This is a genomic window from Vibrio glycogenivorans (assembly GCF_051660965.1).
GTDB lineage: Bacteria > Pseudomonadota > Gammaproteobacteria > Enterobacterales > Vibrionaceae > Vibrio.
In genome coordinates this window covers 141,978-154,619 of record NZ_JBPVIS010000012.1, presented here as the reverse complement: position 1 = coordinate 154,619, position 12,642 = coordinate 141,978, and the positions used below count along the sequence as shown (strand labels likewise).

The 12,642-nt window shown below is 45.9% G+C and carries 13 protein-coding genes; 7 read left to right on the top strand and 6 right to left on the bottom strand.

All coding sequences use genetic code 11. The features are described 5' to 3' along the window. Positions 1-44 precede the first annotated feature (44 nt). From ACSTTG_RS19900 to ACSTTG_RS19875, 6 genes are read right to left on the bottom strand one after another with little or no spacing between them, the layout of a single operon-like run. A complete protein-coding gene (locus ACSTTG_RS19900) occupies positions 45-548 on the bottom strand; it encodes an outer membrane protein assembly factor BamD (RefSeq protein ID WP_438475959.1) in 504 nt (167 codons plus the stop codon). Between the two features lie 9 nt (positions 549-557). Continuing rightward, on the bottom strand, positions 558-1,868 hold the full coding sequence (locus ACSTTG_RS19895; protein ID WP_438475958.1) for a transglycosylase SLT domain-containing protein: 1,311 nt from the start codon (positions 1,866-1,868) through the stop codon (positions 558-560). A gap of 2 nt (positions 1,869-1,870) precedes the next feature. Next, positions 1,871-3,253 (bottom strand): hypothetical protein, encoded by a 1,383-nt coding sequence (locus tag ACSTTG_RS19890; protein ID WP_438475957.1) that lies wholly within the window; start codon positions 3,251-3,253, stop codon positions 1,871-1,873. Then, on the bottom strand, positions 3,241-4,416 hold the full coding sequence (locus ACSTTG_RS19885; protein WP_438457162.1) for a hypothetical protein: 1,176 nt from the start codon (positions 4,414-4,416) through the stop codon (positions 3,241-3,243). The genes ACSTTG_RS19890 and ACSTTG_RS19885 overlap by 13 nt, the downstream gene beginning before the upstream one ends. Then, on the bottom strand, positions 4,416-5,054 hold the full coding sequence (locus tag ACSTTG_RS19880; protein WP_438457163.1) for a putative periplasmic lipoprotein: 639 nt from the start codon (positions 5,052-5,054) through the stop codon (positions 4,416-4,418). The genes ACSTTG_RS19885 and ACSTTG_RS19880 overlap by 1 nt, the downstream gene beginning before the upstream one ends. A 2-nt stretch (positions 5,055-5,056) precedes the next feature. Beyond that, on the bottom strand, positions 5,057-5,971 hold the full coding sequence (locus ACSTTG_RS19875) for a hypothetical protein (protein ID WP_438475956.1): 915 nt from the start codon (positions 5,969-5,971) through the stop codon (positions 5,057-5,059). Positions 5,972-6,519: 548 nt separating this feature from the next. Here ACSTTG_RS19875 and ACSTTG_RS19870 point away from each other — a divergent pair. From ACSTTG_RS19870 to ACSTTG_RS19840, 7 genes are read left to right on the top strand one after another with little or no spacing between them, the layout of a single operon-like run. Next, on the top strand, positions 6,520-7,104 hold the full coding sequence (locus tag ACSTTG_RS19870; protein WP_438457165.1) for a hypothetical protein: 585 nt from the start codon (positions 6,520-6,522) through the stop codon (positions 7,102-7,104). Between the two features lie 12 nt (positions 7,105-7,116). Further along, a complete protein-coding gene (locus tag ACSTTG_RS19865) occupies positions 7,117-9,993 on the top strand; it encodes an FtsK/SpoIIIE domain-containing protein (RefSeq protein WP_438475955.1) in 2,877 nt (958 codons plus the stop codon). Between the two features lie 3 nt (positions 9,994-9,996). Next, a complete protein-coding gene (locus ACSTTG_RS19860) occupies positions 9,997-10,266 on the top strand; it encodes a hypothetical protein (RefSeq protein WP_438475954.1) in 270 nt (89 codons plus the stop codon). After that, entirely contained in the window at positions 10,259-10,576 is a 318-nt protein-coding gene (locus tag ACSTTG_RS19855; protein ID WP_438475953.1) for a hypothetical protein, read from the top strand. Before ACSTTG_RS19860 ends, ACSTTG_RS19855 begins: the two co-directional genes overlap by 8 nt. After that, the gene (locus tag ACSTTG_RS19850) at positions 10,566-11,591 is read left to right on the top strand and encodes a hypothetical protein (protein WP_438475952.1); all 1,026 of its coding nucleotides are present in this window, start codon (positions 10,566-10,568) and stop codon (positions 11,589-11,591) included. The genes ACSTTG_RS19855 and ACSTTG_RS19850 overlap by 11 nt, the downstream gene beginning before the upstream one ends. Then, positions 11,591-12,046, top strand: coding sequence for a hypothetical protein (locus ACSTTG_RS19845; protein WP_438475951.1), 456 nt, complete (start codon positions 11,591-11,593; stop codon positions 12,044-12,046). The genes ACSTTG_RS19850 and ACSTTG_RS19845 overlap by 1 nt, the downstream gene beginning before the upstream one ends. Before the next feature lie 19 nt (positions 12,047-12,065). Further along, positions 12,066-12,515: a hypothetical protein gene (locus ACSTTG_RS19840; RefSeq protein ID WP_438475950.1), complete on the top strand. Its 450-nt coding sequence runs from the start codon at positions 12,066-12,068 to the stop codon at positions 12,513-12,515. Positions 12,516-12,642 lie beyond the last annotated feature (127 nt).

Below are 12,642 nucleotides of genomic sequence, written 5' to 3'. Positions count from 1 at the left end.
GGGCATAACAGAATGTTATGCCCTATTTTTTATTGTTAATTTAATTAAAGGGTGCTTGAAAGGCGTTCTAGCTGTTGCTGTTTTTTGAACTCTTCATACATGGCAGAGCGATCCATTGGATCAATAAGGTTATTATCTGCTAACTCTTCAATCACATTGCCTAGCTGTGATTCCGACAATTCGATAAGAACACAAAATTGCTTTTGCTTATTAATTTCAACCAGGGCTGACTCTCTAAGTTGGCTGTGTTTAAGCAGCGTCGATGTTGTTTGCTCTGAGACTGATGAGTAGGTATTGTCATCAGAGTCAGTAGATTGACGTGATTGTTCTAGGGCGACAATCGAGGTATCTAATGCGCGCGCAATATTGACGCGTGCCTGGTGGGCGGCATGATTGCGATCGGTGGTGAAGTTGCCAGTATCGGCAACACAAGCCGATTCCCAGATCCCTTGCTCCTGGTTTTTATCCGGTGTGAATACCCAGTCTGGTGTTGAAGAACAGCCACTAACAGCTAAGGCCATTGCTATCGAAAGAGTTATTTTTTTCATCGTTGTTCTCTATATGGAGTTTTGATTTTGTTGTTGAGCGTAACGGGTCATCTTGTTGCGCACTTTAGGCAGGTAATTACGCGTCTCTTCGTACGGCAAGTGTTCAACCAGGTGTTGATAAACTTGCTCTGGTGTCATGCTATTGATAGTCGGTGCCGCGCCGCCCATGGTACGATGACCAAAGGCACGGGCAACGTTGCCAGAGCCGGTATTGTAGGCAGCAATCACGCACCAGCGGCGACTCATTGGATCGGTAACCTGACGCAGATAGCGGCGATCAAGGATTTGGATATAAGCCGTGCCGGTTTCGATATTGGTGCGCACGTCATACAGCTCTTCTGGGGCCATAGGCTGGTCAATTTTGCGTACTAGGCGATTTACATCGTGACCAGCAGTTTGTGGTACCACTTGCATCAAGCCGTAAGCCGGCACGGGCGATTTTGCTTTAGGGTTAAAGTGTGACTCTGTGTGAGTAATTGCCATTAACAGTGCTTCGTCGGCATTTTGCTTTTGACTCTCCATTTTAATCAGCGGCTGATAACGCTCTGCTCGCGCCGCAACCGAGTTATTCGGCAGGGGTGCTTCAAAGTCATAGACACGGTTGGACACACGTTGAAAGCTGATATTCGCTTGTGTCGCCTGTGACTGAACGGCTTCAAGTCGCGCTTGCTCGTTGGCTTTGAGTGCCTGTTGCTGCTGCTGAGTGAAGGTAGTCATGCGTGGCGAGGGCTCAGCTTGTGACATCGTATCGGCAAAGCGGCTCATCTCGATCATCTGTCGCTCCGTTTGAGCGCGGATCTGCTTTTTGAGCGCCGCTTGCTGGTCGGTGTTGACTTGTGGTACTCGAGTATTAATTGCCGCTGTATCGATTTGAGGCAGCTCTTCCATACCAAGCTCTCGAAGAATATCTTGGTTCTCCTCAAGCATCGCCTGCATACGTTGACGCATAGCCTGCATATCTGTGTGCTCGCCGGAGGTCCCCGATAAGTGAGAAAGGGAGACACTGTTTCTCTCTAAATCAACCACCAGTTTGGTTTCTTGGTTTTGGTCGAAGAGAACTACCGTCTTGCCAGAATCAAAGTTGGCTTCACCCCAGCGATTGAGTTGCTGGTGCACCTCATTGTCGAGCAGGTCAAAGTTGTCGATCTGCCATTGGTTAAAGGCGGAGAGTTGCTCCATATACCACAGCTCAAATTCTTGCTGCTGCTGCTGATACCATTTCTCGAACTCTTCAGACTCAATACCTGGCGTCGCGAGTAGAGCGGGCGAATGAGACAAGCTCAACGCTATCATTAGCAGACTCAATTTGGTGTATTTCATTGTTACTCCACAACAATATGGTAGTCATGCACAATCTCAACCCGGGCAGCGTGATCGGGTTGGTGCATTTCTAGCGTTGGTGTTAGGTATCGCGCCAGTTGAGTGGCGGACTGTGGATAGCGCAGCGTCACAACCACAAAGTTATCCACTTGTTTAACGCTTACATTGCGCACATTGTCGATAACACTCATCAAGCTTGTCAGCTGTGCTTCGTTGCCAACCTTACTTGGCTGAAAGTAAACCTTAATTTGAGGGCCGCCGAGATCGAAGAGCTTAAGCATGGTGTCATCAAGCAGAGCTTCGATTTCTTTTTGTGCCTGAGAATGAGCAAAATGGGTGTTGGCCAGCTGCTGCTTTGAGGCTGACGATGCGCCTAGTGCAATCAATGACGCATCGTTTTGCCAATGGCTAAATCGTTGCCCCGAGAGGTCCTGCGTATCGACGGTAAAGCTTAGTTGCTGTCCGGTGATTGACTCCGGGTAGTTTGAATCGATCTTGACGATAATTGCAGCCTGATTAACGTCCATGACCACACGTTCGCCACGTTGGCTAAGCAAGTGATGCATTTTGTCGCTTAGGCGTTTGTCGTCTGTTTCAATAAATACAGCAGGCTGGGCTAGATGAGTGCGCACAATTTGCGTTTTCTTCTCAGTACTCGGTTGGCTAAACGCAAGATTAAAGGTCGCGTTAACATTACCGTCAGCTTGGGGATTGCTATCAAGCTGCTGCCACTGTTCTAGAAGGACAATACGAGTGGCTTGGCCAGTTTGACGAACCGCGACAACCATGCGGTTGTCATTGGTGCCCATCAGTTCAAGCTGCTCAGCCGACACTGCCCAATTGAATGTACTGGCGATTCCTTTTGCAATCGCATCGAACAGTGCTTGACGTTCAGCTCCGCCACTTATGTGACTTGCATTAGCGCTGTTGCCCATGACGAGGGTTGACTGAGAGCTGCTCTCTCCCCAAACGATTGAACCGCTATCAATCTGACTGATTGCGTCATTCGTCACTGTGGCATCGATACAGGTATCACTACCACGCAAAAATGGGTCGGAGTATTCAGGGGTGATATGACCTTGATCGAATGCGGAGGTGATCCGCTGGCGCGTATTGTCATCAAATACACGAATAAACTGATCAAAATCACCCGCAGTTAGCTGCTTGGCGGAAGGAGATCGTAAGAAGTGCTTAAGTGAGTTGATCGCATCCGCTTTAGCGTCTTCAATGGCTTGAGCACCACGTCCCCATGCACAACCTTGCTCCAGGAGAGAGCCTTGTCGTGCATGTTGCTCAAAGCGGATCCCTTCTGCTTGAGCCACGGGAGCCGCGATGAGCAGCATCGCAAAGCTGCTCATCAATGACTTCGAAATTAGTTTGTCCATGTACTTCTTTCTTGTAGGAATTGTTGAGGCACACCTACGCTGACTGCGAATAGTTGACGATTGCGGTCTGGTTGGTAGATACCATTTTGAGCTTCGTTCTTGATGCCGTTAGAGATGTTACCGTTTTTCCAGCGGACCATCGTGCCTTGCGCGCTTTGCATACTTGGGGTGACGGATGCGACACCAATTGGCTCCACAAAACCTGCTGAGTACTCAAAAATGACCATGGTTTCGTTTGGCAAAATACCTGCATTCTGACCACGATCCAGTGAGATCTGGTTACCGCGAATCCCCATGACTTGCGAGGTTGCCGGCATTTCTGTCAGCAGACGGCTCAACATCACATCAAAGCCACGCGTTGCCATATCGGCCATGACACCACTCACATCTTGAGCACTGGTATAGTTGAAACCGCGGTAGTAATTACCGTTAACAATGATGGTGGCAAAGTCCTTCTTGTTACGCGTGTCAAAGTTAGAGGTAGTGGTACGACCGATATTTGGGTAGCTCAAACGCTCACGGGTGTAAGGGTCGACAAAGCCAGTGCTCATATCCATCGAGGCGTGAAACAAAGATTGTTCAGCACCAAACATCAGATCCGCTGATTTAGTGACATCGACCGTCATAACATAATCCGTCGATACCGCAGCACGTTGACTATTGCGCTCGGCAACTTGCGCTGCGCCTTCTTCTGCAAGGATGCGCTCAAGTGACTGATTCACCGCGTCACTATCAGCCGTGATAATGCGAAAGCGATTTACTCCGGCAAACTGATTTTCCAGCGCGGTAATCAGGCTATCAACGTTGTAGGCATTGACGCTGCTATGCAGCTCATCAAACACTTTGCCAGAGCTCTGCTTTACGCTGTCATTGAGCTGGGTATTCACGTCATTAAAGTGAATGCGGATGGTTTTACGCGCCAGTGGACAGCGAGAATCGGTTTCCACTGTTTCGTAGGAGCAAAATTGCAGGCCTTGAGTGTTGAAGTATGCTGGCACTTGAATATCCGCGTCCGAGAAATCATGCGCTGATTTACCCACGATCACATTCGAGCTTGAGGTGGCTTGATTGGTTTTCGAAACGGTCTGTGAAGGCGGCGGGGTAGAGTTACACCCAGCGAGTGAGAGTAGACCGAACAGTGCGATAGTTGTTTGGAAACGCATTATGATTGGACCTTCTGTTTGATGTGGTTGTCGTAGGCTTCGATTTGATCTAGGGTGGCTTGGTCGAGCTGAATCATGTTATTGGCAAACTCGATCAAAGATTTGCGCGCGCGCATTTCATCGAATGCCGTGCCAGCTTTGGTGCTGATCGGAAGCAGTACCATCGGCTCATCCCATACAAGTAGGCCTAACTCTGCTGAAAAACCGAGCAAGTCAGCGGTGAGCTCCTCGTTTTCGTTCATGATTCGACGCAGCGCCAGTTGGTACACTTCGATCTTCGGTCGGATTTGCTCAGACTTATCAACACTCGAATCGAACCGCTCTATCTCCGCGTCAAACTCTTCACCACTCAGTCCTCGGTTATAGTGGATAAAGCCTGCGATATCTGCGTATTCTCGTTGCGTGATATTGAGCTGCTCAGCGACACGGCACTGACGGCGCTGTAGCGACACCATGGCACGAGAAATATTGTCAAAGCCACGTCGAATACTGGTGAAGTCAGTCCCCATTTCCTCGCACTGACCCATGAGGTCGGTGAGCATAAGCTGACGCTTCTCAAAGGCGATTTGCTCAGTGGTGGGGGAAGCACAGCCTGCGAGCACTAATGCACTCAAAGCCAGTCCAGTTTTTAATTTCATTATTATTTCCTACCTAAAAACAGCTCGTAGAAGGTGTGTTGATTTACTTTTGCCAAAATATTTTGTCTAGCCAACTCTTTGGCAGTCACCATGTCATGTGCAATGGTTTGTTCACTAAACTCAAGTTGCTGGACAACGTGAGAAAGATTTTTCGGGTCTAAGAGCCTTAGGCGAACTTGCTTTTCGACCACAATTCGGTTGTTGCTGGTGCCTTGTCTCATTTGCGTTTCGACATAAATTGGCAGACCGATGTCTTGGTCAACAATAAACTTGCTCGTTAGGGCATTGGCCAACTGCTGAGATAAAGGATCACCCGCAGTTAATATTCGGATTGGAGTTTGACTAATCAGCTCATTGATACGAACTTCACTTTGGTTATAGTCACTAATGAGTGATGCCGATTGGCGCGGTGCAATCGAAGATAAGATAGTCGCTCGATATTTACTTTGGGCAAGTTCATCCCGCGCTTTTTCCATGCGCAAGAAACCATCCCAAGAGGCGTTGTTATCAGTTACCAGATGGTTGAATGTATCAATGCTGGTAGTGAGTTGGGCATTAAGCTGTTGGTGCCATGCCTGCATATCAACCGAGAAATGATACTGACAGCGATCAGCCTCACATTGAGTAGAATCGAGGTTTAAATGACTAATTTCAACCGGGATCGATGAGATCGTAGAATTATCTTCAAATATACACTGGGTTTGGTTTGCAATGGTTTGACAGCGGGATACCGTTTCAGAGCTTACTTGACTAAAAATTTGTCGAATTAAGTCTAGTTGGGCTTGCTCAAACGCTATCTGCTTATTTTCCGCTTCAATAGAGAGGAATCTTGTAGCTAAAGTACTCGCGACGCTTGTACCGGTACATAGCGCAGCAAAGATTAAAGCGCAGGTTGTGAATTTTTTGTTAGGTTTCACTGGAAAATAATTCGATAAATCAAACCAAATCTAGCACCAATAATGCGTGCTTCTTTGGTTTTATTATCATCCCTAGATAGAATCGATATATTTGACACTAAGCTAACATAACAAAGTTAACAATCCAAACGCAATACGGTTATTCATTTTGTAAGAAAATGTGTTATTGCTAAAATTCTGTTTTTTATAAAAATAATCGATCAAAAAGCGACCGCATTGATTGTTTTATATCCACTTTGTCGATTTTTATTGGAAGCATGTCTCATCTATTCTGATCGAGAAAATCACCTTAGAAACGTATTTTATAGGGGGGTGTTGTTATAAATAAGGGCCTTCTATTGATGTTTTAGTAGGGGGTACGCTTTTTTAACATTTAAGATTGATGGGCATCGCCGTACAGTACAGATAGTAAGTCGAAAATTATTGATCTTGAGTGTTAGTTGTATTAGGGCAAATATCTAAATAAATGGTGGTTGATTGTAATATGTTGATGATTTACTCTTTGGTCGCTTAAAATCATTATGTATTAACATTTGGCTAGGAATAACATGTTACCACCGAAAAAAAATGAACAGGCTTCATTAGGTGCACTTTACAATGTGATTAATGATCACGCCGAAGGCATCAGGAATCATATAGATAGAGAACGCTCATTAATTAATCTAATAGATTATGCTGAGAGTACATGCGCAGAGTTAGTAGAGCGTTATGAACAGCTCAAACATTTATCAATCCCTCAAGAAGAAATAACACCAGATAATTCTTCTCAGTATAGGCATCAGTTAGTTTCCCTTAGTAAAAAAATGCCAATTGCCGTTGAGCATATCGATGAGATTAAACTTATAGATCCTAGCAAGATTGATCACCGGTTTTACTCAGTTTTCAATTCACAGGCGGTCGATTTACTTAAGGCGGAGAGAGAGGCGTTTAAGCGTCTGAATGTTTCAGCTCGATCTATCTCTGACTTTGAACAAAAGCTAGATCGTCACGAAGAGACTTATGCTAGGGCAGTTGAGCTTGATGCCAAACTACAGGCGCAAAAGTTAGGCCAGCGCAAAGGGGTTTTGGCTACACTTGCGGCTAGTTTAGCGATGGGTGCTTTCTTTTTTCATTTTTTTGTTCAATTTGCTTAGGGGGCGCACGTTATGAGCGGTAAACATCAAGAGAGTGCTAAGCAGGATTACTATAGTTTTCTCAACTCAACAACACGTTCGTTAAGTCATATCCATGGCGATGTCATTGAAGCCCAGGGTGCTTATGCAAAGTTTGTTAATCGAGTAAAACAACTTCTTACAGAGTCAAAAAAAGAGTCGTTGAACGCAAAGGATGTGCATTATAAAGCGATCTTGGCTGCCTCGAGGCAGGTAGCACCGATTTTCAAGCCAAATCTTAATCAATTTAATTTCACCAACTTTAAATTTGATACGTTAATCAACCCTGACTCGATAACGACTGGTTACCAATCACTCGTTGTAGGTAATGAGAGTATCACCATTCCTTTGTCTCATGACTTTATGTCATCAGACAATTGCTTCTTCTACGAGGTCAGTGAGAACGATCAGGAGTCGAGTCTTTATCTAATGCATAACATGATTATGCGACTCAATATGATGCTGCCCAACGTATCACAGTTTTGCTTACTCGACCCTGCACGGATGGGTGAGAGCTTTCCATACTTTAAGCAGATTCCTTTCAAGCGTCCGCTAACTCATGAAGTGGCCAATGTGCTTGATGAGGTGTTGAACGATATCAAGCGGATTAAGGAAAACTATCTCGATAACCGAACAAAACGTCTACAAGACGTTGACGAAGACATCCGTGGTAATGAGAAGTTTGAGTTCATTTTTGCAGCTAATTTCCCTAAAGGCTATGATCGTCGCTCAATTGAATTGTTAGCTAAAATCGCCAACGCGGGGCCTTCAGCGGGTAAATATGTTGTTATCCAGCGGAATATGTCAGTAGAGCTTCCTAGTGGTGTGTCGATGGATACATTCGATCGCTTGACTGACATTGGCACACCTTCTAGCCGACAACTCGTTCCAGGTAGTACTGTATCGCGTTTGTCAGCGAAAGAGCTTAGTGACGAAACGATCAACACTATTTTAGATACCGTCGCAAAAGTGAAGCCAAAAGAAAGCAAGCTTGAATTTACCGATGTTACTGATACGGATTCGGCGTCATGGTGGAAGGGAAAGTCTGACTACGAGATTCGAGTAGCGATTGGCGGCTCGGGCGCGAAGAAAGACGATCTTGAGCTTTGGTTTGGTGAGAGTAATGGTCGCCAGATATGTGCCCACGGTATGTTAGGTGCGATGACAGGTGCTGGTAAATCGAACTTGTATCATGCAATGATTTTAGGTTTGGCGTGTACCTATAGCCCTGATGAGCTGCAACTCTATCTCATTGATGGTAAGCAAGGGGTAGAATTTAAGTGTTACCCGACGCTACCGCATGCCAAAGTTGTGTCTTTGAATACCTCTCCTGATCTCTCTCGCAGTGTGTTGAGTGAACTTGTCGACGAGATGATTCGCCGCAATGAGCTGTTCAAACGCCTTGGCTTTGACAATTTGCGTGATTATCGCTTGGCAGGTTCTCCAGACGGGCCGTTACCACGTCTCTTGCTGGTCGTCGATGAATATCAGACGCTATTTGAAGATGATCGTGACGGCGTTGGTTCTGATCTGATGGACAAGTTGGCGACACAGGGCCGTAGTGCAGGTGTACATATGTTTGTAGGTTCCCAGCGCTTTGGTGTTGCGGGTATGCAGAACCAGCAAAGCATCTTTGGTAATATTCACCTGCGTGTCGGCATGCAGATGAGCGATGCCGATGTGACGGCTTTGCAAGAGTTTGGTCCAAACGGCAAACGCTTGCTACGTGCATGTAAAGAAGCGGGCCAGGTAGTTATCAATGACTCGGCCGCGAATGATGATAAAAACCGAGCAGGTCGAGTCACCTACCTTTCTGATGAGTTACGCACTTCTCTTATTGATGAGTTGGCTGCGAAGTGGAAATTAGAGCAGGAACTTGCAGGTGAGCATCGCTCTATCTTGCTGGATGGAACTGGACAACCAAGCTTGGTTGATAACCCTCAATTGAACTACCTATTCAAGACATTCACTCAGCGTCCAAGCGATCAAGAGCGGATGAATGTCGCAAATCGTCCACAGCACCTTGCCGGTTTAGGCGATGAAGAGTGGTACCCAGTAGAGAAGCCATGCGCATTCTGGCTGGGGCGTGAAATGAATATCCACGGTCAAGCAAACGTGACGTTCCGTCGTCGACCGAATGAACACATGCTGTTTGTTGGAGATTCCAATGAACCTCGCCTTGGTATGCTGAGTAACATTCTGGCTCAAATCAATATCAATCATGATGCACACGACTTTGCACTCTATCTACTCGACCGCAGTATCAAGGGCTCTCCATGGAATGGGATTTTGTCTCGAGCTGCTAACACGTGTGTCAATGGTCAGGTCCACTACTGCGAACAATTTAGCGCTTTTGATCAGCACCTCCAAAACATCGCCGATGAGTTTGAGCGTCGTCGAACTATGGATGAGGAGCAGATGTTGTCACAACCATCGATTTACGTGATGGTGAGTGATGCTCAGCGAGTTAATGAGTTACAGCAGCAGAGTGGGCGCTTTGGTGTGAAAGAGCATGCTGAAGCAGGAAGTATAATTCGCAACCTACTTGAAGGCGGCGCCGAGTATGGCATTCACCTGATTATGTCGTTTGACAACGTGCGCTCTTTAACCAAAGCGTTTGAACGCAAAGACATTGACCTCTTCAAGCACAAAGTCGTTTTGCAGATGTCTGAGGATGATAGCTTTGCGTTGATTAAATCGCGTCACGCAGCAACCTTGCAGCAGGTAACGAAGATTCCTGTTTATGCTCTGTACGTCAACCAGACATTGAATAAGCCAGTGAAGTTTAAACCGTATTGCTTTAGCAATGTTGATGTTCAGCAGCAAGAGCTTGATGTACTGAGCAACATGATTGGAGCGTGGGAGTCATAACGTATGTCTATGAATGATGTAGAGCATGCTTTGCAACACTTTGTTAAAAATTTGGACGATTTCTTGGAAGTCGTTCAAATGCAAAATAAGCGTGTGATGCACCAGCTTGAAGGGGCTGATGGGCTGTTTGACAGTAGTTCTAAAGCTAGGCTGAAAGAGGTGCTGCAAGATTTAGAAAAAGCCCATAACGAGATCTTAAAGCTTACCGGTCCAGCGATCAGCGATGGATTAAAAACAAGGCTGCGTATCCTAAGGACTTACTTGTATGAATGATCAACAACGGCTGGCTGCTGCCGAGCAATTTGATAGCGATTTATATAAGACCTTGGATAAGGTTGTCGAGGCGGAGAAACTATTGCAGTCGGCTTGGCAAGGACTGGTGGAGCATTATGTCGGGCTTGGCGCAGAGGAAACAGAGCAGGCTTACCGTCAGCTGAGTGGCAGCATTGAACGCTACAAAGTCAGTTTCGAGAATATCCTCGCGATAAGTGCTGCGCAACAGCAGTCACTGCGCTCATCCACTGAACAGCACGAGTTTGGTGGTGAAAGCCCTTATTCAGAAGAGGTGATTGATGCAACCTAGATGGCTTATTTCATTATTGGATGAATATGGATTTCAGGGACACTATTACGCTGCTAATGCTGACGATATGGTCAACGATACTCAATATACCGAGGTATTAGGTGTTGAACATAGCCAACGGTTGAGTAATGACTATTTGGCTTCTAGACACTTCTTTGAAACTCTACAAGGAGATCAAAAGCGTCGTCTTTACGAACAAGAGAAACAAGATCAACAAATCCGAACTGTGCTAAACACCAATGCAAAGTTGCTCGACAAAACTGAAGCTCAGGTTAATGCGATTAATGCAGAACTCAATGAGTGGTGTCGTCAGTATGATCTTTCTTGTGCGTGGGTAGCGCGGGCAAATAACTGGGTTGCTAATGCAAGAAGAGCGTTAAGTACAGCACAAGGGAGACTAAGTGCGGCAGAGGCGCAGGTGAGTAGTTGTCAGAGTGCATATAGCGCGGCTCGTAGCCAAACAATATCAGTGCCTAGTGGTAAGGACAGTCAAGGTAATACTACCTATCGCAGCGTACCTAACCCTGCAACCGCTGAACTGGCGGCTTTGGAATCAGCACGAGCAGTGCGCGATGCCGCGTATATCGAAGTGACGAACTGCCAGGCGGAATTGGATAGTGCTTTAGCAGATCTTTCGCAAGCTGAGCGGCAAAAAGCGGGTAGTGAATGTGCGATTAATGACTGCAGATCAGCGCTCAAAATAGGCTCAGATAGCGTACGAATTGCTGAAGTTGCGATGTCATATGGCAAGGGGGCGAGTACGGTGTTGAATCAAAAAGCCGCTGTGCTGGCTGAGATTGATGGTTTACTGGACGTCATGGAGGAGTGTGTGGAACGTCAACTTGCATGTACTACACGTTTAAATGGTGTGAATGACAATGCTCAAGTAGCAATGCGTGGCGTTGAGCAATCGCGCTCAGATTTAGTCTATCAGATGCATAATTTAACCCATGCAATTGTGGAAAAAACCGAGCTACTTAATGCGTTCGATCAACCTATTTTTGTGGGGGTGTAATGCAGTTTACTTTTGACCCGGATTATTACTATCGCGCACATATCGATCTGAGCGATCGACAACAGACCCTTTCTCGCATGCTCTTAGCTTATAAAGAACATAGTGAAACGCTAGCGAGCCAATGGAAAGACGAAGCTTGCCGCGGGGTTATGCAGCGCAATGTTGAGCCAGCCCAACAGGCTTTTGATGAATTTAACCGGCAGGTTGAACTTTATTTAGAGCATAGTGATGTGCGCAGCCAAGAGTTCAACCAAATGCGTGATTTGATTGATGAACAGTCACAATCATTACAGCGTGTTGAGAGTGCATCACACATGGGTGAGGAGCTCAGCGAAGCTTATCAGAAATCGCTTCGCCTTTGTCAAAATGAGCAAAATCACAGTGAAACACAATTAGAGCAGGCTACTCACAAGTTAACCCAAGCGGGTCAACATGTCAGCAAGCTCAACTATTAAATATTTTTTGGAGAAAATAGTGACAACTTCTTTTCGATTTTTCTTTTTCTTAGCCTACGCTGCGGTACTTTGGGGGTTCACCAAGTACTTTGGCGGGGTGTTTGCTGAAATGTACACGTACGTTGATTTTAAAACCTTCGAGTTCCATCCGGACTTCTTCTGGTTGTTGCAACATGGGTTTGTTTTTCCTTACGAACGGGTGTTTATCTCGTTGATGTTTGTCCTTTTTGTTGTCTCTGGTTTGCGCTGTGTATATTACTCTTATGCAACCCCGAATGCAGTGCCGACAAAAACACTTCATCGTGTTTGTATCGCACTCGCAGCCTTTGTGCTGTTTTCGATAGGCCAGCAATACTTTGGCAGTCGTTATGCTAAGTTAGGCGACTTTGTGAATATGGTGACGACGGCAAGCATTCTTGGCTCGTTTGTTTTGTGGTTTTTGTCTAAAACACACACTTACAAGAAGTAATACAAACTAAAGTCAATGCGAAAACGGTAGCTTAATAGAAATAAGCTGCCGTTTTTTTTATCTATAATTGGGCTCTATGACCCTTTAACCCTGCCTTAACCCTCCCTTGTTTATCCTACCCGCAACT

What these genes read in the sequence shown, in the direction of transcription:
- ACSTTG_RS19890 (WP_438475957.1), bottom strand. Translation starts at nt 3,253, where the DNA reads ATGGACAAACTAATTTCGAAGTCATTGATGAGCAGCTTTGCGATGCTG.
- ACSTTG_RS19845 (WP_438475951.1), top strand. Translation starts at nt 11,591, where the DNA reads ATGCAGTTTACTTTTGACCCGGATTATTACTATCGCGCACATATCGAT.
- ACSTTG_RS19895 (WP_438475958.1), bottom strand. Translation starts at nt 1,868, where the DNA reads ATGAAATACACCAAATTGAGTCTGCTAATGATAGCGTTGAGCTTGTCT.
- ACSTTG_RS19860 (WP_438475954.1), top strand. Translation starts at nt 9,997, where the DNA reads ATGTCTATGAATGATGTAGAGCATGCTTTGCAACACTTTGTTAAAAAT.
- ACSTTG_RS19850 (WP_438475952.1), top strand. Translation starts at nt 10,566, where the DNA reads ATGCAACCTAGATGGCTTATTTCATTATTGGATGAATATGGATTTCAG.
- ACSTTG_RS19885 (WP_438457162.1), bottom strand. Translation starts at nt 4,416, where the DNA reads ATGCGTTTCCAAACAACTATCGCACTGTTCGGTCTACTCTCACTCGCT.
- ACSTTG_RS19855 (WP_438475953.1), top strand. Translation starts at nt 10,259, where the DNA reads ATGAATGATCAACAACGGCTGGCTGCTGCCGAGCAATTTGATAGCGAT.
- ACSTTG_RS19880 (WP_438457163.1), bottom strand. Translation starts at nt 5,054, where the DNA reads ATGAAATTAAAAACTGGACTGGCTTTGAGTGCATTAGTGCTCGCAGGC.
- ACSTTG_RS19865 (WP_438475955.1), top strand. Translation starts at nt 7,117, where the DNA reads ATGAGCGGTAAACATCAAGAGAGTGCTAAGCAGGATTACTATAGTTTT.
- ACSTTG_RS19870 (WP_438457165.1), top strand. Translation starts at nt 6,520, where the DNA reads ATGTTACCACCGAAAAAAAATGAACAGGCTTCATTAGGTGCACTTTAC.
- ACSTTG_RS19900 (WP_438475959.1), bottom strand. Translation starts at nt 548, where the DNA reads ATGAAAAAAATAACTCTTTCGATAGCAATGGCCTTAGCTGTTAGTGGC.